We start from the raw sequence: 21242 nt of genomic DNA, 5'->3' as shown, positions 1-21242 counted from the left end.
TACTCCGGGCCACAGCCTGTCCTCTGCGTAGGGGCTCATAGGTGATTCGTGATCGAATCCACGGACGCAGGCGCCGGCGGCTGAGAAAACGATCGAGTAGTCGTCGCCTGATCCGCTCCGCATCGAGGCCATCGACTCCTTCTCGGACCAGCGGTCGTTGAAGGAGTGATCGCGGCCCGACCACTCGGGGCTCAGGACGGCCTCCAGGATGGCCAGGGAACGGCAGTGCTCACGGAGGACTGCTATCTCGGGCAGTTGCCGAGCAACGTCATGAACGGTCACCCGCTCATCCAAGCGCACACCTCTGACACGTCAGGCCTGCCTGTCGGGTGGCTTCGTCGTCAGAGACGGGAACTGTGGGGAGCGCGGCTCACCTGCGGCGACGCTTCAAGATCCCGTCCACGCCTCGTCCACAGCCCCCGACATACGGCCGCTTCGGGCCGCATACGCCTGCACATACGCGAAGACCCCGGCCTCAGCGTTTCCGCTGGTGACGGGTCTTTGGGCACCTCATGAAGGGTGCCCCCGGCAGGATTCGAACCTGCGCACATGGCTCCGGAGGCCATCGCTGGCGCGAGCCCTTCGGCGGACCAGATCAACTGAGACGACCCCAGGCGTCCGCTCTCCCCGGAACAGATCACCTGGGATTTCTGCCGGCCCTGCGTCTCACTTGATCTGGCCGCTCCAGGCCGGAGCCGGTCCCGCGAACCGGATTCGATACGACGGGACCCGACATGACCTGAACGGGCCGGACCCGGTCACTGCTCGCGCATGCCCCACGGGGAGCCGTACTCCGTCAGCAGGTCCAGGAAGGGGCGGGCCGGGAACGCCTCGGGGCCCAGGACACCCGCTCCGGACCAGGCGCCGCCGGCCAGCAGTTCCAGGGCGACCACGGGATTGACCGCCGTCTGCCACACCACCGCCTGGCACCCGTACTCGGCCATGGACCACTCGTTGTCGACCACGTGGTATAGGTACACCTCGCGCGGTGCGCCGTCCCGGGTGCCGCGCACCCAGGTGCCCGCGCAGGTCTTGCCGCGCATCCGCTCGCCCAGGGTCGCCGGGTCGGGCAGGCAGGCGGCGACGACGTCCCGGGGCGAGACGGCGACCGGCCCGTCCGGGCCCGGCACGGTGACCGGGTCGGTGCGGTCCAGACCCAGCAGGTGCAGCGTCTTGAGGGTGTCGATGAACTCGCGGCCCAGACCGTACTTGAAGGTCACCCGCCGCGCGTCCACCCAGCGCGGGACCAGCAGCACCTCCTCGTGCTCCACGTTCACGCACTCGACCTCGCCGATGCCCTCGGGGAAGTCGAACACCTCCGGCTCGCTGAACGGCTCGGTGGTGAACCAGCCGCGCCCGGCCTCGTACACCACCGGCGGGTTCAGGCACTCCTCGATGGTGGTCCAGATGCTGAAGGACGGCGCGAAGTCGTAGCCGTCGACGGTCAGGTTCGCGCCGTCGCGGACGCCGATCTCCTCGATCTCGTCGAAGAGTTCGTCGGCGGCGTACCGCGCGAACACGTCGGACAGGCCCGGCTCCACCCCCATGCCGACGAGTGCGAGTGCGCCGGCCTTCTCCCAGTCCTCCGCCAGCGCGAACTGCTCGTCGCCCAGTCTGACCCCGCACTCCTCGTACGGTCGCTCCGGGTGCGGCCGGGACAGGGACATCGCCATGTCGAGGTAGCCGGCGCCGGCCGCGCGGGCCGCGCGGAACAGCGGCATCACGAAGCGCGGGTCGGTCGCGTTCAGCAGCACGTCGCAGCGGTGCCGGGCGAGCAGGTCCGTCACCGCCGCCTCGTCGCTCGCGTCGACGCGCTCGGCGACGAACCGGCCGTCGTCGCCGACGGCCGCCACGGCGGACTCGGCCCGCCCGCGGTCGTAGTCCGCGACGACCATCGACTTGAGGAACGGACGACGGGCCGCGATCCGGGTGATGGCGGTACCCACACCACCGGCTCCCACGAGCAGTACACGCATGACCAGAACTCCCTCTCGGTCTCTGTCCTGACCGTCGATACAACGCCGCGCACCACGTAAGGTCAATGGTGTTGGCATAAGCGTGCGAGGAGTCCGAGGAGGTCGGGATGCCCAAACCGGTGGTTCCCGAGGACAAGCGACGGCGGCGCCGCCCCACCCGGAGCGGCACCGTACTGTCCGAGACACTGATCGTCGCCACCGCCCTGCGCCTGCTGCGGGAGCACGGCAGCGCGGGACTGACCGCCCGCCGCCTCGGCCTGGCGCTCGACTGCGACCCGAGCACCCTCTACCGCTACTTTCGCGGCATGGACGACCTCACCCTGGCGATCGGCGACGCGCTGATCGGCCGGGCGCTGGCCGGCTGGGAGCCGACCGGGCGGTGGCGGGCGGACCTGCGCGAGATGGGCCTGCGCATCCACTCCGCGTACGTCGCGCATCCGCAGGCCGCGGTGGTGACCGCCAACCGCGTCTCCGGCCGCGCCAACGAACTGGCCGCCGACGAGGCCGTCCTGGGCGTGCTGCGCCGGGCCGGCTTTCCACTGCCCCACACGGTGCGGATCTACCACGCCTTCGTCGACCAGACCCTCGCCTTCGCCGCGCTCGATGCCGCCTCCCTGGCCCTGCCGAGCGCCGCCCTGCGCGCCGACGAGGAGATGTGGCACTCGACCTACGCCCGGCTGCCCGCCACCACGCATCCGCGCATTGCCGAGGCGGCGCCCCTGCTCGCCACCCGCATGGTCACCAGCGCCTACCCGACCGCCCTGGACATGCTGCTCGACAGCGCGGCGGCCCAACTGGAGCGCGTACGCGGCAGCTTTCCGGATCCGGGCGGTCCCCAGGCCCGGCCGGTGCTGCGACACTGAACATCGCACCGATAGATGTAACGAGCAACCAGGAAGCCCGTGGACACCAGCGAGAGCGCCGACAGCAGCACCGCATCGCACGGCGACGCCCCCGACCCGTCCAGAGCCGGCCGGCGCGGCTGGCGCCGCTGGGCCATGGACACCCGGCCGCTGCGCCGCCCCGCCTTCCGCCGGCTGTGGTCCTCGACCATCGTCACCGCGGTCGGCAGCCAGCTCACCGCCGTCGCCGTGCCCAAGCAGATCTACGACATCACCGGCTCCTCGGCCTGGGTCGGCTACGCCAGCCTCGCCGGCCTGGTCCCGATGGTGGTGTTCGCGCTGTGGGGCGGCGCGGTCGCCGACACGATGGACCGCCGCAAGCTGCTGCTGATCACGAACAGCGGTATCGCGGTCACCTCGGTGCTGTTCTGGTTGCAGGCCGCGGCCCGGTTCGACTCGGTCGTGGTGCTGATGGTGCTGCTCGCCGTGCAGCAGGCCTTCTTCGGGCTGAACTCCCCGGCCCGCAACGCCTCCATCGCCCGGCTGGTCCCGGCCGAGGAGCTGCCCGCTGCCAACGCCCTGGGATCGACCGTCATGCAGACCGGTCTGGTGGCCGGACCGCTGCTGGCCGGCGCGCTCATCCCCGTCATCGGGCTGCCCGAGCTGTACCTCATCGACGCCGTGGCCCTGTGCGTCACCGTGTGGGCGGTGCTGCGGCTGCCCGCGCTGCCGCCCCTGGCCGGATCCGCCGTGCGCCGCGCGGGGGTGCGGGAGATAGCCGACGGGTTCCGCTACATCTCCGGGCACAAGGTGCTGCTGCTGTCGTTCCTCGCCGACATCATCGCCATGGTCTTCGGGATGCCCCGCGCCCTGTTCCCGCAGCTCGCCGCCGTGACGTACGCCCCCTACGGCGAAGAACTCGCGCTCGGCCTGCTGTTCGCGGCCATCCCGGTCGGCGCTGTGGTCGGCGGGCTGTTCTCCGGCACCTTCTCCCGCGCGCGCCGGCACGGCTGGATGGTGATCGGCGCGGTCACCGCCTGGGGAGCGGCCGTCACCGGGTTCGGGCTGAGCCGCAGCCTGTGGTTCGCGCTGATGTTCCTGGCGGCCGCCGGGGTCGCCGACATGGTCTCCATGGTGTTCCGCGGCGCCATCCTGCTGTCCGCCGCCACCGACGAGATGCGCGGCCGTATGCAGGGCGTCTTCACCGTCGTCGTCGCGGGCGGTCCGCGCCTGGCGGACGTCCTGCACGGCACGGCCGGCTCGGCCTTCGGCCCGCGCGCGGCGGTGGCCGGCGGCGGCCTGCTGGTGGTCGCCCTGACGCTGGGCCTGGCGGCGGCCGTCCCGGCGCTGCGCCGCTACCGGATCTGACCCACCGGATCCGGCGACTCAGTGAGAGCGCCGGGGGATGGTGTACTGCTCCAGGAGCTTGCCCCGGGTCAGCTCCAGCCGGTGGGCGAGGATCTCGGCGACGGTCCGCACCAGCGACAGCCCGAGCAGCGGATCCTCCACGGACAGCGCCAGCACCGCCGAGGCGTCGAACTCGTAGGCGCGGACCTGGCTGTACGCCTCCGCCCCGAAGTCCCACTGGTACGGCGGGAACAGCCAGGACCAGCCGAGCAGATCGCCCGCGCCCAGGGACGCCACCGTCACCTTGCGGGTGGGCGTCACCTGCTGGTCCAGGTGCACGGCGCCGGAGCGGATGACCCAGAAGCGGTCGGCCGTGCCCCCCGCCTCGAAGATCCTCGTGTCCTCGGGGAAGGAGACCTCCCGCGCGACCTCCATCAGGCGCTCGCGTTGTTTCTGGGGGAGGGCGGTGAGCAGTTTTATCGCTTTGGTCATGGCCCGAAGCTCCTCGCCGGCGATGGGTTCCGCGCATGTGCCTCCTCCCCATTTCAGCCGCTGCGGGTCCCCAGGGCACCTCGGCGGAGGCGACTTCTCATCTTTGGCTCACCGCCTCTGCTTCTGCTCACCGCTTCTGCTCACCGCGACGAGGGCTGTCCGGCCGACCCGCGCTGGAAGGTGGCGTACAGCAGCCACAGCGAGGGGACCAGGAGCACTGCGCCGACGCCCAGCGACACCAGGACCGCGGCCAGCACGGAGGCGTTCGACGCGGCCTGCGCGACGGTGGTGCCGCCGACCAGCATGGCCGGGTACTGGGCCGCGCCCCACGTCCACAGGATCGCCGCGACCGCCAGGGCGGCGGCCCCGCGGGCGGCCACGAAACGCCGCCGGGCCAGCAGGCCGAGACCGGCGAGCCCGGCCACCGCGCTGACGATCACCAGCGGCAGCGCCCGGTGGGTCAGCCCGTGGAACAGCGCCGGGGCGTCCGCGTGCAGCACCGCGATCCCCGCGAGGGCCACGACTCCGGCCGCCAGCCCGCTGAGCACGGCGTCGCGGGCGAAGGCCGCCGCCAGCTCGGGCCGGCCCTCGCGGTCCGCGTCGGCGCACAGGTACACCGCCGCCAGGTGCGCACAGGTCACCACGGCCAGCACCCCGCCCAGCAGCGATGTCGGATTGAGCCAGCCGGTGATCACATCGCCCGCGGCGAGCCCCGGCGGCACGCGCCCGGAGGCCACACCACCGGCGACCGTACCGAGGAAGAACGGTGTGAGCAGCGAGGACAGCGCGAAGCACGCCCCGAACAGCCGCTGCTGCCACAGCTCGGTACTGGCCTTGCGGAAGGCGAAGGCGGCGCCCCGCGCGATGATGCCCAGCGCCGCCAGCGTCAGCGGGATGTACAGCGTGGACATCACGGCGGCGAACACCGGGGAGAACGCCGACCACAGCATCACCACCACGAAGATCAGCCACACGTGGTTGGCCTCCCACACCGGCCCGATGCTGTGCTCGATCAGTTCGCGCCGGGGCCGCCCGCGCTCGGCTCCGCCGGCCAGCAGGTCCCACACCCCGGCGCCGAAGTCGGCCCCGCCGAACAGGGCGTAGCAGGTCAGGCCCAGCCACATCACGGCGAGCGCCGCGTCCGCGAGCACGGTCACCTCCAAGGGGTCGTACGGCGGGGCCCGGCGGGCCTCACACGACGGGATACCGCGTGACGTCCGCCTCCTGCGGAGCCTGCGGCACCGGGGTGCCCCGGGCCAGGCGGCGCAGGACGTACACGGTGGCGGCGGTCATGGCGGCGTACACCACCAGCACCAGCCACAGGCCGGTCATCAGGCCCGGGGCGGGGTTGACGGCCTCCCGCACGCTCATCACGCCCCACACGATCCACGGCTGCCGGCCCAGTTCGGTCACGGTCCAGCCGCACTCCAGCGCCACCACCGCGGCCGGGCCGGCGACGGCGGCGAGCGCCAGGAACGGGCGGGGCGTGCGCAGTTCCCCGCCGGTACGGCGGCGGTGCCACCACTGCCACAGCAGCCATACGCCCATGAGCAGCAGGAAGAAGCCGATGGCGACCATCAGGTCGAAGGCCCAGTGCACACCGGTGACGGGCGGACGCAGAGCGACCGGCACGCGGTCCAGGCCCCGGACGACGGTGCCGGGGCGGTAGCCGACCAGCAGGGACAGCCCGTCGGGGATCTCCAGGCCGTACTTCAGCCCGTTGTCGCCCGCGACACCGCCGATGGTCAGCGGGACGTGGGAGCCGGTGCGGTACACGCCCTCGATCGCGGCGAGCTTGGCCGGCTGGTAGTCGGACAGGAAGCGCGCCGCCCAGTCGCCCACGACGATCTGGAACGGGGCCACGATCGCGCCCAGCGTGAACGGGATGAGGAACCCGGCCCGGTGGTAGGCGTCCCGGCGCCCGCGCAGCAGGGCCACCGCGTACACGGCGGCGGCCAGGAACGAGGCCACCATGAAGGCCGCGAGGATCATGTGCACGGTCTGCGGGGGACTGGCCGGGTTGAGCATCGCCGCCCACGGGTCGACGTGCACGACCTTGCCGTCGCGCAGGGTGAAGCCGCGCGGCTGGTTCATCCACGCGTTGGCGCACACCACGAAGAACGCCGACGCGGTGCCCGCGACGACGATGGGGATGCCGGTCAGCAGATGGCGCCGGGGCGGCAGCCGGTCCCAGGCGTACAGGTAGATACCGAGGAAGATCGCCTCCAGGAAGAACGCGATGCCCTCCAGGGCGAACGGCAGCCCGATCACCTGGCCGAACCTGCCCATCAGTCCGGGCCACAGCAACCCCATCTCGAAGCTGAGGATGGTCCCGGAGACGGCGCCCACCGCGAACAGCACGCCCATGGCGCGTGCCCACCGGCGGGCCAGCAGCTGGTGTGCCGGATCGCCGGTGCGGATGCCGTACCACTCCGCGAGCAGGGTCAGTACCGGCAGCCCGACCCCGAGACAGGCCACGATGATGTGCCAGGCGAGGGAGAACCCCATCTGCGCCCGCGCCGCCGCCAGGTCTCCCTCCGTCACCCGGCGGACCGCGTACACGACGAGCACCCCCGGCCCGGAGAGCAGAGCGCGCATCACGAGAACTGCCAGTACCCGGCTGGGACGGACCGAACCGGGATTCTTCGCCCGTCTCCGGACGAAGGCATGAAAAAGCCCTGGCTGGACGGGGGAGGCCAGCCAGGGCCGTATATGGCGGTGCACGGGGGACGCCTCGGGTCGACCCCGTCGCCGCGTATGGATGAACCGTAAACCATCTTGGGCGGTTCCGCGCAGCCGGAACCGGATCACGTGAGCGGACTCACTCCGCCCGTCAGCCCCGCTCGGCGTGCCGGCCCGGGGCCAGGATCTCGTCCAGCACCCGCAGGACGGCCTCGTAGCTAAGGGCGCGTACGGCCGCCTCGCGCGCGGCGTCCGGATCGGTCGCCCCGAGGGTGTCGCGGCGGTCCCGCCACCCGCGCTCCTCCTGTGCCGCGCACGCCCTCGCGCGCTGGATGCGCCGCAGCAGTTCGTCCGAGTGCACCACATCGGTCATGTCCTCCACCTACCCGCTCCCGCGCGCCGTGATGGCGGCTCGAATCGGCCGTTACGGGAGAAGAACTACGCGAACCGGAGTTTGTCGCTCCCACCGCCGGGCAGACGGAACCTCGTGCTTCGGACCGGAGGCGCGTCAGCGGAAGCTGTTCCTGCTGCTCCGGGAGGTCTCCAGGCGGACCGGACGGCACCACTCCTTCCGCGGTCAGTCCCTGAAACACCGTTCAGGAGCCATTCCGCATGCTCATCGACATATCGACAAGTCGCCCCGACGCTCCCGCGGACCAGGCGGCTCCCGCCCGCCGGCCGCACGACGACGCCCCCGACACCGCCGCCCTCTTCCAACGCCTCGCCGCCGCGCAGGACGGCCCGGAACGGGAGGCCGTCCGCGACGAACTCGTCAGCGCGTGGCTGCCCATGGCCCACCGCATCGCAGGCCGCTTCCGCGACCGCGGCGAGTCCATCGAGGACCTGCGGCAGGTGGCGGCACTCGGGCTGGTCAAGGCGATCGACCGCTTCGACCCGGATCGCGGCGCCTTCGAGAGTTACGCCGTGCCGACCATCACCGGCGAGGTCAAGCGGCACTTCCGGGACCGGATGTGGGCGCTTCGGGTGCCCCGCCGTGTCCAGGAACTGCGCAACAAGGTACGGGTGGCGCGCCGCGAACTCACCCAGAACCCCGGCAGCCCCGAACCCTCGGTCGCGGTGATCGCCGCGCACGCCGGGCTGACGGAGGAGGAGGTCAACGCGGGGATGGAGGCGATCGACAGCTTCAGCACTCTGTCCCTGGACGCCGAACTGTCGGCCGGCGGCGACGGCTACAGCCTCGCGGACAGCCTCGGCGCGTCGGACTCCTCCTACGACACCGTCGTCGACCGGGAGTCGGCCAAGGAAGGGCTGCGCCGGCTGCCCGAACGCGAACGCGCCATCCTCTACATGCGCTTTTTCGAGGACATGACACAGAGTCGTATCGCGGACCGGCTCGGCATCTCCCAGATGCACGTTTCCCGACTCATCAGTCGCAGCTGCGCGCGCGTGCGCGACGAGGTGCTGTCGGAACGGGCGAACCGCTCCGGCGACGGACCGGGACCGGCCACGGAACCCACGACGTGAGAGGCAGCCCTCCCCGGCTCGTGCCGTCGGCCCCCGCTGCCGATCGCGCGTTCCGCGTCTGAGCGGGCGTACGCGGGGAACACGGAGCCAATGAACGAAGACGAGCTTCCGCCCGACGGCCGGGCCGTGGAGGTGTATCTCGATCTGCTCCGCGTCCGGATGCCCGAGGAGGAGTACGAACTGCTGCTCGACGTCGTCGACCCGGTCCTCCGGGCGATCGACGAACGCGGCGTGCCCTCCGCCGACTTCCCGCTGGAGGGCGCCCAGGCGCAGGGCCTCCCCCAGGAGATACGGGACGAGGCCGCCCTGGTCATCGCCACCGCGGTGACCGGAAGGCTGGACAACGAACTGGTCGTCCTCGACATCGAGGAGACCGGTCCGGTCCGGGTCGTCACCGACGCGGCGACCGCCGCCGACCCGGAGCGCCTGACCGAGATCGCCGACTACATCCGCGACCGGCACCGGGAGACCGAGGAGCTGCGGGGCATCGCCGAGGCCAGCGACATGCCCACCGACTTCTGACCGGCGTGACGGGCCGGGGCCGCGGGCCCCGGCCCGTCACGGCGCCGGTTTCGACACCGGGACGTCCAGCGGGCGGGCCAGGCCGACCACTGCCTCGTCGAGGCGCTGGAGGTGCCGCAGCACCCGGTCGGTGATGCGGCCGTACCGCGGGACGCCGGGCGCCCCGTCCGCCTCCAGCAGCGAGGCGATGCTCGGACCCCGTTCGACCTCGGCGGTGGTGGGCTCGTCGGCCACGTGCGCGCGGATCGTCTCGATGTTGCGGGTGGTCCGGGCACAGGCCTGGCGCAGCCGGGGATCCGCGGCTATCGACGGATGGGTGGGCAGCAGCTCGGCGGTCGCCGCCAGCGACCGCGCGTGGTAGGCGCAGGTCTCCAGCAGCGCCACGACGTACTGGGCGGTGTTCCGCCGAGCCCGCAGGGGCGTGATCGGATGCGTCAGCGGCTGCGTGGCCGCTCGCAGATCGCCCAGCGCCTGGTCCAGGTCGCGCGCCCGGTCGAGCAGATCGACCGCCGGGCCCCCGCTGAGCTGCTCGACGGCGCCGGTCGTGACGTCCGTCAGCCGCTCCAGCGCCTTGCCGAGCAGCTCGTTCGTACGGCCGCTGGTGTGCACCGGCAGCACCAGCGCGGCGGCGATGATCCCGCAGGCCGCCCCGAGCGCCGTCTCCTCCACACGCAGCACGAGCACCGCCGCGCTGTACCTGTGCAGCAGCGTGTACAGCAGTCCCAGCGCCGCGGTGACGAAGAAGGACATCAGCGTGTACGACAGCGGCGCCGTGTAGAACATCGCGAAGATGAACAGCAGCACCAGGGCCAGCGCCGTCCACGTGTGCGGCCCGACCAGCCCCGCCAGCACGATGCCGGCCACGACGCCGAGCACCGTGCCCACCAGACGGCGGTAGCCCTTGACCAGGATCTCGCCCGTGGACGAGGTGTTGATGAAGACGATCCAGCAGGTCAGCACCGCCCAGTACCAGCGCTGGCTGGAGAGGAACTCGCCGCCGACGATGGCCAGTGACGAGCCCACCGCGACCTGCACGGCCGCCCGCGTGGTCGGGCGCCGCCACCCGGTCGGGACCTGCTCCTCCCGCTCGGCCTCCTCGGCGCCCTCGATGGCGGCGTTCTCCGCGTCCAGCTCCTCCCGGGAGCGGACCGTCGCGGGCGCGTCGTCGGACTCGTCCTGTGGGCCGTCCAGCGCGATCCGCAGCCCCATCACGGCCCGCGCGGTCTCGCCGATACCGCGGAAGACGTCCTGCACGGCGGGCGAGGCGGGCGGCAGGTTCTCCTCGTCGCGGTAGCCGAGGAGCCGGTTGCGTACGTGCGCCAGCGCGGTCCCGCCGCCCTCCCCGACGGGCCGCAGCACGAGCATCGCCAGCGCCCGCAGGTCGCGGCGCAGCGTCTCGGTCGCCTCGTCCCGCACCGGCAGCCGGCCGCTGGAGGGGACGGACGCGCCGGGCAGGTGGAGGGTGAGCGTGTCGGTCCGCTCGGCGCTGCGGGCGTTCAGCAGGAGCAGCCCCAGCCGCTCTGCGGCGATCTCGGCGTCCGCGATCCGCCGCTGCACCAGCCGCGCCACGGCCTCGTCGGAGGTGCCCTCCGCCAGCCGGGACTGGATCATCATCGCCGTCTCGTGCAGCCGGGCCGTGCCCTCCCGCACCGCCTCCAGGACCTTCTCCACCTCGTCCGGACCGGCGTCCAGCAGCTCCAGCTGGGCGGTCACCAACTGCGCCAGACGCACCCGGAACGCCTCGCGCAGGCGTTGCAGGACGCCCGCCGGTGTCTCGTACACGACCACGAACCGGACGAGGGCGCTGGAGGCGAACGCGACCGCGATGACACCGTAGAGCGCGGGCAGCGCCGACGCGGTGGCGCCGACGAACAGGGACATGAAGTAGAGCTGGAAGCCGATCAGGCCGAGCGCGTTGCCCCGGTCACCGAACCGGCGGCTGTATACCGCGCAGAAGATCAGGACGACGAAGAAGACGTCCCCGGCCACCACGAGCCGGTTGAGGAGTGCGCCGAGCGAGACGGACACCAGCGCCACCGGAAGACCGAGGGCGAGCGTGACCGCCTGCTGCGAGCGCTGCTTCTCCCGGATGGCGAAGGTGGCCGCCATCGACGCGATCGCCCCGGCCACCAGAAGCGTCACGGGCACGCGCAGCACGCCGAGTACGGCCAGCGTCAGCGCGATCGAGCCCGCCGTCCGCGATCCGGCGGCCAGCCGCAGCAGGCCGGGATCGGACGCCGTGAAGCGATCACGCAGCCGCGACCGGACCGGCCTCTGTGCTGCTCCCACGCCGCCGCCCCCTCCCGTTCACCCTCATGATCCGCCCGACCAGCATGGCATGTCACGGCCGGACCGCTTTTCGCGGCCCGGCCGTACCGGCGGGAGAGGCCCCGCCCCGGTGTCACACCTGCCGGGGGCGGTCCCGCTCGACGTGCTCCCGCACCTGCTCGGGTGTCATGTACCTGTCGGTGTACTCGAAGTCCTTCAGCTTGGCGGGCTTGCGGGCCTGGAATCCGGTGCGGACGAAATCGTCACCGGCGACCGCGTTGAGCAGCCAGTTGATCGCGACCCTGGTCTTGGCGACGTTGGTGCGCAGCGCCCCGAGGTGGTAGCCGCGGGCCACGGCCTGGGCCGGGACGCCGCGCAGTTCCACGCCGAGCGGCTTGGAGACCGCGTCCGCGCCGCCGAGGTCGACGACGAGACCGAGGTCCCTGTGCTCGTACGGCCGCAGGGGCTGCCCGCGCAGCGTCGCGATGACGTTCTCCGCGACCCGCCGGCCCTGCCGCGTGGCGTGCTGCGCGGTCGGCGGGCACACCGCGCCGTCGCCCTTGGCCAGGTCGGGTACGGCGGCGGAGTCCCCGAGCGCGAACACCCCGTCGTGGCCGGGCAGGCGCATCTCGGCGGTCACCGCGAGCCGGCCCCTGACCGTCTCCGCGCCGAGGGTCGCGATGAGCGGGCTGGCCACCACGCCCGCGGTCCAGATCAGGGTGCGGGTCGGCACCACCCGGCCGTCGGTGAAGGTGACCTCTTCCGGCCCGGCCTTGGCGATGGACACTCCGAGCGAGATCTCGATGCCCCGGCGGCCCAGCACCTCCTGGGCGCTGCGGCCCAGCTTGTCGCCCAGCTCCGGCATCAGCTTCGGCGCGATGTCGATCAGGTGCCACTTGATCAGCGCCGGGTTCAGCCGCGGGTAGCGCTTGACGGCGGCGTGCGTCAGCCGTTGCAGGCACGCCGCGGTCTCGGTGCCGGCGTACCCGCCGCCGACCACCACGAACTGGAGCCGCGAGGCGCGCTCGGCCGGGTCCTCGCTGGCGTCGGCGAGGTCCAGCTGGGTGATGACGTGGTCGCGGATGTAGGCGGCCTCGGCCAGCGTCTTCATGCCGAAGGCGTGGTCCAGGAGCCCCGGGATGTCGAACGTCCGGGTGACGCTGCCGGGGGCCAGCACCAGGTAGTCGTACGGCTCGTCGACGACGTGGTCGGTGAGCGTGCGGACGACGCACACCTTGGCCTTCAGGTCCACGCCGACGGCGCCGCCCGGGATGATCCGGGTGCGGTACTTCTTGCTGCGGCGCAGGGAGATGGCGACCGACTGGGGTGTCAGCACCCCGGAGGCGACCTGGGGCAGCAGCGGCAGATACAGCTGGTAGGATCGCGGCGTCACCAAAGTGATGTCCGCCTCGCCGGGGGAGAGCCTGCGCTCCAGACGGCGGACGCACGCCACACCGGCGAAGCCTGCGCCGACCACCAGGATCCTGGGTCGTGTCACTGGAAACCTCCGAGGACGCCCCCGGCTTCAGCCGGGGGATGAGTCGGACTCCTGCGGAGCAGGGCAGGGAACGGGGTTTCGCCCAAAAGGCGAAAGACCGCCCACACGGTTGGGTAAGCTGACTGCCGTGCGTTGCGAGAGCCAAGCACGCGCAACTCCTTTGTTTAACGGGCAACCGGGCAGGTTCCGTCCCGGCTGGTGCTGAGAGCGTCAGACTCGTTCGCATGCTGAGCGAATGAGCTGCTTGAGCCAGGAATCCCCCTGCTTCGGCTGGGGGAGGGTTCAAGATGTTTCATCCCTTCTGCTGCGGGGGCTCCGGGCGGCTGCAACGACGTCCTTGCGTCTGCCCGTGGACGGCTGCTTCGCACCTCACCGGTCCATCGGTTCCGTCGAGTCCACGAGCACAACGATGCCCCCACCGGGTCGCGCGCGCACCGGGCGCCGTCGTCCCCGCCGTCCGGAACACGGCCGGACGGCAGGGGCCGCCTCGGCGGGTTCCCGGGATCCGGTGCCGTACCGGGTCCGTTCCGGAAGCGCACACGGGCGGTGGGAGGGCCTGTTCGTCCCACCGCCGCGTGCGGGGTGACGCCGCGCGGGGCTACCGCAGGTGGTCCGCGCCCGCCGGGACCCGGTCCGGCTCCCCGCCGGCCTCGCGGTCGATGTGGCACAGCAGGAGGCAGACGTCGTCGTCGCGTTCGGAGTCGCTCAGCAACGGGCCCAGGATGCGGTCCGCCGAGCCGTCCAGGTCGGTGTCCAGATCGGCCGGGTCGAACGCCTCGAGGGCGGCGGCGAGGCGGTCGATGCCGGGGTCGATGCCCCGTGTCCGGCGCTCCACGAGACCGTCCGTGTACAGCGCCAGGGTCGCGCCCGGGGAGAGGCGCACGGTGTGGTCCGCGATCTCCTGCCTCAGCGGGATGCCGAGCATGGCGCCCGGCTTGGCGTCGAGGACGTGCACCCGGCCGTCCGGCAGCCGCAGCACGGGCGGCGGATGGCCCGCGGCGGCCCAGGTGACGGTGGGATCGTCCGGACTGAACCGGGCGATGACCGCGGTCGCGAACAGGTCGGGCTGGAGATGGTGCAGGAACACGTGCAGCCGGGTCAGCAGCCGGCCGGGGCTGCCGCCGTCGACGGCGTAGGCGCGCAGCGCGGTACGCAGTTGGCTCATCATCACGGCCGCGTGCAGCCCGTGGCCGGTGACGTCGCCGATGACGGTGATCAGGCTCCCGTCGGGCTGCCGGAAGGCGTCGTACCAGTCCCCGCCGATGTTCAGCCCGTGCGTGGCCGGCAGGTAGCGCGCGGCCAGGCGCAGGCCCGGTGTGGTGGGCAGATCGGTGAGCAGCGCGCGCTGCAACGTCTCGGCGATGTCGCGGTTGTGCTCGAAGCGGCGCGCGTTGTCGAGGGCGACGCTGGCCCGCCGGGCCAGCTCGATCAGCATGACCGCGTCGTCGGGGTCCCAGCGGGCGCCGGGCGGCGACAGGGTCAGCACACCGAGCGGTGCCCGCCGGGCGAGCAGCGGGACGCACAGCAGGGGCCGGCCGGGGTTCAGCGCGGACGGCGGCTGGTCGTCGACGCCCGGCAGGTCACCAGGGTGGTCGGCCGCGTACTGCGGCCGGCCGGTACGGGCCGCGAGCACCGCGGCCGCCGGATGCGGGGCGGACCGGAGCCGCTCGTCCTCGTGGTCGAACAGCCACACGTCGACCCGGTCGGCGTACCGGGGCACCAGCAGGTCCGGTAGCCGCCGCAGGATCTACTCGTGGTTGAGCGAGGTCGTCAGCAGCGCGCTGGCGTCGGCCAGGAACCTCAGCCTGCGGCGGGCCTCCTCCGCCTCGGTGCGCGCCGAGCGCTCGGCGGTGAACGCCTCCCGCTGGGCCCGCCAGGCGGTGTCCAGATCGGCGTGCAGGGCCACGACTCCCTGGTTGGTCTGGTGCAGCTCCTCGCGGTGGAAGGCGACCAGTTCCTCCTGCTCCGCGAGTTTCCCCAGAACCGCCGCCGTGTCCTCGTCGGCGGCCAGCAGCGCCTCGGCCAGGAGGTCCGTGTCGTCCGGCACCTCCGGATCCGGCGGCGCGCCGGCCTCCGTGCAGGTCACGGACATCCGCCACGGCGGTTCCCCGTCGTCCTGTGTGTCACGGGCCGGAGCCACGGTGACGTGCAGCGTGCCCGCGTCCCGTTCGGGGCCGAGGCCTGGGCCCCGAGGGCGACCGTCCAGGTGCCGCCCTCGGTCAGGCACTGACGCAGGCGGGCGCTGAGGGCGGTGGCCAGGCGGGCGCGTTCGAGCGGCGGCACCCCGTACGCGGCCGCCGCGCGGGCCGTGGCGACACGGGCCCGGGCGGCGTCGGTGACGGTGGTGACCCGCAAGGTGGGCGTCATGGGCGGTCCGGCGGGGTGGGAGTCAGAACGGCCACGGCGGTGTCGTCCCGGACCGGGCGGGCGGAGCTGCTGGCGTCACGTACCGTCACGGCGGCCGTCACCGCGGGATCGGTCGCCGTGGGCGGGCCGGCCGCTCCGGGCGGCGCCCACCGGCTGGGCAGGCCGTCGCTGTGCAGAACGAGCAGGCGGTCGTCCCCCCCAGTGTCGGCGTGACGCCCTCTCACCCTCCCGGCGAGCTGGCGCGCGTGACCTCCACGGCGGCCGAGCTGCTGGAGGTCCTGTGGGGCCGCGCGTCCACGGCAGCTCAGGGTGCTGCTCATCCTGGAACACGACGAAGGCATCAACCTGCGCACCCTGGCCGGCCCCCTGGGCTCCACGCCGCCGTCCACGAGCAGGCTCTGCGACCGCCTGGAGGCGGTGGCTTCGTACGGCGGCAGGCGGCCGCCACCGGCCGCCGGGAGGTGGAACTGCGCCTCAGCAGCCGCGGCCGGGCGTTCCTGGCCGATGTACGTGCGCGCCGCGAGACGGAGTTGCGGTCCGTGCGGAGCGGATGCCGACGGGCCGGCGGGTGGCGCTGCTGACCGGGCTCGAGGGGTTCTGCGCGGCCGCGTCGGCACTGCTCCACGACGGCGGCGCGGCGGGCGACGCCCGCACGGCCTGACGCCGTCCCCGTACGTGCTCTGCGGTCCTGGCGCTTCCCGCGCCCGCCGTCGCGCTCACTTCGCCTCCGGCTCCTCCGGCTTCCGGTCCACCAGGGCCAGCGCCTCCTCGGCGCTCCCCGAGACCGGCACCGTGATGCTGACCCCCGTGAGATCGAGGATCCGCAGCACCGCCGGGGCGGGGGCGATGATGTGCACGCTGCCCGCCCGCTCCCGGGCCTCCTGGTACACCCGCAGGATGATGTTCATCCCCGAGGAGTCCATGAAGGGGACGGCGGACAGGTCCAGCAGGAAGTGCCGTCGGCCGTGGTGGAGCTGGTTGGCCAGATGGGCCTGCAACTCGGTCGCGGTGTCGACGTCCAGGTAACCGTCGACCGTGAGCAGGGCGACATCCTCCCGGGGCAGGGTGACCTCCACGGACAGCGGATTGTGGGCAAGGGGCACGGATACCTCCAACGAGTGCTGACGGCCGGCCAGTGGCGGCTACCCCCGTCGACGCCTTCGACGCACACCGGTCGTGCACCGGTGACGTGATCCATTTCGCGTCAACGGCGACGGGCGGCACCCCGCACTGCGCACCCGCGCGTACCCCGGAACGCGGTCGCCATGCGTCGGACGGGGCGGCGACCGCTCGCCGTCAGGCGACCCGGATGCCCACGATGCACGTGTCGTCGTCCGTGTCCGACCTGCTGTAGGTCAGCAGCCGGTCCAGCTGCTGGTCCAGGGTCCTGGGCGCCGAACGGGCCGTGGTCAGCAGATGGCTGAGCGACTCCTCCACGGAGCGGTCCCGGCGCTCGATCAGACCGTCGGTGTACATCAGCAGCGTGTCCTGCGGCGCGAACCGAAGCTCGGCCTCCTCGTACGCCGCTTCCGCCACCGCGCCCAGCAGCATGCCTCGGACCAGGGGCAGCGCCGCCGCCTCCGCGCCGCGCACCAGCACCGGCGGCAGATGCCCGGCCCGGGCCCAGCGCAGGGTGCGCCGCCGGGGGTCGTACAGGGCGCAGACCGCGGTGGCGGTGACGGCATCGGTCAGATGGTGCGCCACGATGTTCGGCCACGACAGCAGCTGGCCAGGCCCGGCCCCGGTCACGGCCAGGCCCCGCAGCGCGTTGCGCAGCACCACCATGCTGGTGGCCGCCTCGATGCCGTGGCCGGCGACGTCGCCGACGCACAGCAGCACGAGCCCGGAGGGCAGCACCACGGCGTCGTACCAGTCGCCGCCCACCAACCGAGTTCGATCAGGGCCCGGCCCTCGGCCTTCGCCTGCGCGGCGCGCACTTCGCGGCGCAGCCGCTCCACGGTGGCGGCCAGCCGCCCCACGGGGGAGGTGGGGGAGGCCCCGGCGGGATCGGGCGGTTCCGGGCCGCCGATGGGCGGCTGCGCCCCGGAGGCGGACGGCTCCGGACGGGGCCCGGCGCCGTCCGGATCGCGCCGCTGCCCGGACGTGCTCACCAGGGACAAGCTCCTCGGCTGAACGGCGCCGGGGTGCGGGAGGTGCCGCGGCGGACCGGGCCCGCCCCGCCGGTGCGCGGGGCGGGCGCCGACGCGCTCACGCGGACAGCCAGTGCCGGACGCAGGCGATGAGGTCGTCCGTGTCCACGGGCTTGGTGACGTAGTCGCTGGCCCCGGACGCCAGCGACTTCTCCCGGTCCCCGGGCATCGCCTTCGCGGTGACGGCGATGATCGGCAGCTCGGCGTACCGCGGCAGCCTGCGGATCTCGGCCGTCGCGGTGTAGCCGTCCATCTCCGGCATCATCACGTCCATCAGGACGAGCGCGACGTCGGGGTTGCCGACCAGCGTCTCGATGCCCTTGCGCCCGTTCTCCGCGTGCAGCACCCGGAAGCCGTGCAGCTCCAGCATCCCGCTGAGCGCGAACAGGTTGCGCGCGTCGTCGTCGACGACGAGGACGGTACGGCCCGCGAAGGCGCCGTCGACGGGCGGCGCGAGTTCCTGCGGCTCCTCGGCCCGCACCAGGGACAGCACGTCCCCCGGCTCCTCGGCCGACAGGTGCAGGGCGATGCGCTCGCGCAACTCGTCGAGGCTGGAGAGGAATTCGAGGGAGCCGTCGTCCCCGCGCGAGCGCACTGCCTCCGCCTGGGCCACGTCCGGACGCTGACCGCTGTGCACGAGCACCGGTACGCCCGCCAGCGCCGAGTCGCCCTGGAGCGCCCGCAGGAACCGGGACGCCTCCCGCTCGGGCATGTCCAGGTCGAGGACGACGCAGTGGCACGGCTCGACGGCCAGCGCCCCCGCGGCCTCCGGCGCGCCGACGGCGGTGATGACGTCGACGGCGGGCAGCGCGCCCGTGTCGTCGGCGCTGTGCCGGACCACGTCCGCGACCACGCTCTCGGCGACCAGGGTCAGCAGCCCACGGGAGCGCTCCTCGACGACCAGCAGCCGCCGCCTGCGCGGCCCGTCGCCGCCCGAGTGCGGCCACGCGCCCTCCCGGTCCGCCGTGCCGGCCGGCACCAGCTCGGCCGGGGCCTTCTGCGAGGTCCGGCCGCCGCCGAGCACCTGCTCGAAGTCGGGGCGGGCCACCGGCAGGAAGAGCGTGAACGTGCTGCCCCGGCCGGGCACGCTGTCCACGGCGACGGCACCGCCGAGCAGGTGCGCGATCTCCCGGGTGATGGACAGCCCGAGGCCGGTCCCGCCGTACTTGCGGCTGGTCGTGCCGTCCGCCTGCTGGAAGGCGCCGAAGATCGTCTCCAGGTGCTGTTCCGGGATGCCGATGCCGGTGTCCTTGACCCGGAAGGACACGACCGCGCCGCCCCGCACGACTCCCTCGGGCACCTCGTCGTCCGCGGCCGGCTCGATGCACAGCTCGACGCCGCCCTTCTCGGTGAACTTCACCGCGTTGGACAGCAGGTTGCGCAGGATCTGGCGAAGCCGGGAGTCGTCGGTGAGCAGGTCCGCGGGCGCGCCCGCTGCGGTGGTGACCGCGAACTGGAGGCCCTTCTGCGTCGTCATCGGCTGGAAGGTGGCCTCGACGTAGTCGATGAGCTGGCGCAGCGACACCCGCTCCGGGGTGACGTCCATCTTGCCCGCCTCGACCTTCGACAGGTCCAGGATGTCGTTGATCAGCTGGAGCAGGTCACTGCCCGCGGAGTGGATGATCCCCGCGTACTCGACCTGCTTCGGGCTGAGGTTGCGCGAGGGGTTCTGGGCGAGCAACTGGGCCAGGATGAGCAGGCTGTTGAGCGGGGTGCGCAGCTCGTGGCTCATGTTCGCCAGGAACTCCGACTTGTACTTCGAGGCCAGCGACAACTGCTGGGCGCGGGCCTCCAGTTCCTGCCGGGCCTGCTCGATCTGAAGGTTCTTCGCCTCGATGTCGCGGTTCTGCTCCGCCAGCAGCGAGGCCTTGTCCTCCAGTTCGGCGTTGGAGCGCTGAAGCTCGTCCTGCTGCGACTGCAACTCGGCCGAGCGAGCCTGGAGTTCGGCCGTCAGCCGCTGGGACTCGTCCAGCAGCTCGTCGGTGCGGGCGTTGGCCACGATGGTGTTGACGTTGACCCCGAGGGCTTCGCGCAGCTGCTCCAGGAAGTCCCGGTGGATCGGCGTGAACGCGGTCACCGACGCCAGCTCGATGACGCCGAGGACCTGGTCCTCGAACAGGATCGGCAGCAGGATCAGCGCGGTCGGCACCGCCTGGCCGAGCCCGGAGGAGATGGTGACGTACCCCGTCGGCAGTTCGTCGACCGTGATGGTACGGCGGCTGCGTGCGGCCTGGCCGACCAGTGAGCGGCCGAAGGAGAAGCGGGTGGGCCGCTCGTCGTCGGGCCTGCCATAGGAGCCGACGAGCCGCAGTTCGGGGCCGCGCTCGCCGTCCTCGGCCAGGTAGAAGGCGCCGTACTGGGCCGACACCAGCGGGGTCAGCTCATCCATGATCAGGTCGGCCACGACCGGCAGGTCGCGGTGGCCCTGCATCAGGCCCGTGATCCGCGCCAGGTTGCTCTTGAGCCAGTCCTGCTCCTGGTTGGCCCGGGTGGTCTCGCGCAGGGACTCCACCATCGAGTTGATGTTGTCCTTGAGTTCGGCGACCTCGCCGGAGGCCTCCACGGTGATCGAGCGGGTCAGGTCGCCCTCCGCCACGGCACTGGCCACCGCGCCGATCGCCCGCACCTGCCGGGTCAGGTTGCCGGCCAGCTCGTTGACGTTCTCCGTGAGCCGCTTCCAGGTGCCCGAGACGCCCTCCACCTCGGCCTGTCCGCCGAGGCGTCCTTCGGTGCCGACCTCGCGGGCGACGCGGGTGACCTCGTCGGCGAAGGCGGACAGCTGGTCGACCATCGTGTTGATGGTCGTCTTCAGCTCCAGGATCTCGCCGCGCGCGTCGACGTCGATCTTCTTCGACAGGTCGCCCCTGGCCACCGCGGTCGTCACCAGCGCGATGTTGCGCACCTGACCGGTGAGGTTGTTCGCCATCGAGTTGACGTTGTCGGTCAGGTCCTTCCAGGTGCCCGCGACGTTGGGCACGTGGGCCTGTCCGCCGAGGCGTCCTTCGGTGCCGACCTCGCGGGCGACGCGCGTGACCTCGTCGGCGAACGCGGACAGGGTGTCGACCATCGTGTTGATCACGTCGGCCAGCGCCGCGACCTCGCCCTCGGCCTCGACCGTGATCTTGCGGGACAGGTCGCCGCGGGCCACGGCGGTGGCGACCTGGGCGATCGAGCGGACCTGCCCGGTCAGGTTGGACGCCATCACGTTGACGTTGTCGGTGAGGTCCTTCCACGTCCCGGAGACGCCCTGGACGTCGGCCTGTCCGCCGAGGCGTCCTTCGGTGCCGACCTCGCGGGCGACGCGGGTGACCTCGTCGGCGAAGGCGGAGAGCTGGTCGACCATCGTGTTGATGGTGTTCTTGAGTTCGAGGATCTCGCCGCGGGCGTCGACGGTGATCTTCTGGGAGAGGTCGCCCTCGGCGACCGCCGTCGCCACCTGGGCGACGTTGCGGACCTGGGCGGTCAGGTTGCCGGCCATGAAGTTGACGGAGTCGGTCAGGTCCCGCCAGGTGCCCTTGACGCCCTGGACGTCGGCCTGTCCGCCGAGGCGTCCTTCGGTGCCGACCTCGCGGGCGACGCGGGTGACCTCGTCGGCGAAGGCGGAGAGCTGGTC

13 protein-coding genes, 1 tRNA gene and 5 pseudogenes are annotated in these 21242 nt (G+C 72.4%); 5 read left to right on the top strand and 14 right to left on the bottom strand.

Annotation, left to right across the window (positions count from 1 at the left end):
* The 3 genes and pseudogenes from ACIQFZ_RS38825 to ACIQFZ_RS38815 form a co-directional block, all read right to left on the bottom strand.
* Positions 1-282 (bottom strand): annotated as a pseudogene (locus tag ACIQFZ_RS38825) (hypothetical protein); the annotation flags it as partial.
* Positions 283-520: 238 nt separating this feature from the next.
* A tRNA-Arg gene (locus ACIQFZ_RS38820) sits at positions 521-587 on the bottom strand.
* Positions 588-758: 171 nt separating this feature from the next.
* Complete coding sequence (locus ACIQFZ_RS38815) at positions 759-1976, bottom strand: saccharopine dehydrogenase C-terminal domain-containing protein (RefSeq protein WP_365429859.1); 1218 nt, start codon at positions 1974-1976, stop codon at positions 759-761.
* Between the two features lie 107 nt (positions 1977-2083).
* Here ACIQFZ_RS38815 and ACIQFZ_RS38810 point away from each other — a divergent pair, with 107 nt between their 5' ends.
* Complete coding sequence (locus tag ACIQFZ_RS38810) at positions 2084-2839, top strand: TetR/AcrR family transcriptional regulator (protein ID WP_365429861.1); 756 nt, start codon at positions 2084-2086, stop codon at positions 2837-2839.
* Between the two features lie 39 nt (positions 2840-2878).
* The gene (locus ACIQFZ_RS38805; protein WP_402693461.1) at positions 2879-4186 is read left to right on the top strand and encodes an MFS transporter; all 1308 of its coding nucleotides are present in this window, start codon (positions 2879-2881) and stop codon (positions 4184-4186) included.
* Positions 4187-4204: 18 nt separating this feature from the next.
* Here ACIQFZ_RS38805 and ACIQFZ_RS38800 read toward each other — a convergent pair whose 3' ends face one another.
* The 4 genes from ACIQFZ_RS38800 to ACIQFZ_RS38785 form a co-directional block, all read right to left on the bottom strand.
* Positions 4205-4657, bottom strand: coding sequence for a cyclic nucleotide-binding domain-containing protein (locus ACIQFZ_RS38800; RefSeq protein ID WP_141364455.1), 453 nt, complete (start codon positions 4655-4657; stop codon positions 4205-4207).
* Positions 4658-4797: 140 nt separating this feature from the next.
* Positions 4798-5808, bottom strand: a complete 1011-nt coding sequence (locus ACIQFZ_RS38795; protein ID WP_365429874.1) for a cytochrome d ubiquinol oxidase subunit II — start codon at positions 5806-5808, stop codon at positions 4798-4800.
* A gap of 40 nt (positions 5809-5848) precedes the next feature.
* Positions 5849-7255, bottom strand: a complete 1407-nt coding sequence (locus tag ACIQFZ_RS38790; protein WP_383063334.1) for a cytochrome ubiquinol oxidase subunit I — start codon at positions 7253-7255, stop codon at positions 5849-5851.
* Positions 7256-7490: 235 nt separating this feature from the next.
* Complete coding sequence (locus tag ACIQFZ_RS38785; RefSeq protein WP_361410590.1) at positions 7491-7712, bottom strand: hypothetical protein; 222 nt, start codon at positions 7710-7712, stop codon at positions 7491-7493.
* Between the two features lie 239 nt (positions 7713-7951).
* On the opposite strand from ACIQFZ_RS38785, the gene ACIQFZ_RS38780 reads away from it, so the two are divergent.
* Together ACIQFZ_RS38780 and ACIQFZ_RS38775 are read left to right on the top strand one after the other, a co-directional pair.
* On the top strand, positions 7952-8824 hold the full coding sequence (locus ACIQFZ_RS38780; RefSeq protein ID WP_365429870.1) for a SigB/SigF/SigG family RNA polymerase sigma factor: 873 nt from the start codon (positions 7952-7954) through the stop codon (positions 8822-8824).
* 90 nt (positions 8825-8914) lie between these two features.
* On the top strand, positions 8915-9346 hold the full coding sequence (locus ACIQFZ_RS38775) for a hypothetical protein (RefSeq protein ID WP_365429872.1): 432 nt from the start codon (positions 8915-8917) through the stop codon (positions 9344-9346).
* Positions 9347-9382: 36 nt separating this feature from the next.
* On the opposite strand, the gene ACIQFZ_RS38770 is transcribed toward ACIQFZ_RS38775, so the two are convergent.
* The 4 genes and pseudogenes from ACIQFZ_RS38770 to ACIQFZ_RS38755 form a co-directional block, all read right to left on the bottom strand.
* Complete coding sequence (locus tag ACIQFZ_RS38770; protein ID WP_376654255.1) at positions 9383-11635, bottom strand: FUSC family protein; 2253 nt, start codon at positions 11633-11635, stop codon at positions 9383-9385.
* Between the two features lie 112 nt (positions 11636-11747).
* Positions 11748-13112, bottom strand: a complete 1365-nt coding sequence (locus tag ACIQFZ_RS38765; RefSeq protein WP_402693460.1) for an NAD(P)/FAD-dependent oxidoreductase — start codon at positions 13110-13112, stop codon at positions 11748-11750.
* A 598-nt stretch (positions 13113-13710) separates the two neighbouring features.
* Positions 13711-15479 (bottom strand): annotated as a pseudogene (locus tag ACIQFZ_RS38760) (PP2C family protein-serine/threonine phosphatase).
* Positions 15476-15682 (bottom strand): annotated as a pseudogene (locus ACIQFZ_RS38755) (phosphatase); the annotation flags it as partial. The pseudogenes ACIQFZ_RS38760 and ACIQFZ_RS38755, both read right to left, overlap by 4 nt.
* Positions 15683-15724: 42 nt before the next feature.
* On the opposite strand from ACIQFZ_RS38755, the pseudogene ACIQFZ_RS38750 reads away from it, so the two are divergent.
* Positions 15725-16140, top strand: a pseudogene (locus tag ACIQFZ_RS38750) (MarR family winged helix-turn-helix transcriptional regulator).
* A gap of 55 nt (positions 16141-16195) precedes the next feature.
* On the opposite strand, the gene ACIQFZ_RS38745 reads toward ACIQFZ_RS38750, so the two are convergent.
* The 3 genes and pseudogenes from ACIQFZ_RS38745 to ACIQFZ_RS38735 form a co-directional block, all read right to left on the bottom strand.
* A complete protein-coding gene (locus tag ACIQFZ_RS38745; RefSeq protein ID WP_376654258.1) occupies positions 16196-16582 on the bottom strand; it encodes an STAS domain-containing protein in 387 nt (128 codons plus the stop codon).
* Positions 16583-16775: 193 nt separating this feature from the next.
* Positions 16776-17369 (bottom strand): annotated as a pseudogene (locus ACIQFZ_RS38740) (PP2C family protein-serine/threonine phosphatase); the annotation flags it as partial.
* 318 nt (positions 17370-17687) lie between these two features.
* Positions 17688-21242, bottom strand: a 3555-nt coding sequence (locus ACIQFZ_RS38735) for a HAMP domain-containing protein (RefSeq protein WP_402693459.1), incomplete at its 5' end; no start/stop codon positions are given.

It is taken from the genome of Streptomyces sp. NPDC093064 (assembly GCF_044754605.1).
Lineage (GTDB): Bacteria > Actinomycetota > Actinomycetes > Streptomycetales > Streptomycetaceae > Streptomyces.
Note: the sequence above shows the minus strand (reverse complement) of the source record. Positions and strands in the feature narration are given on the sequence as shown.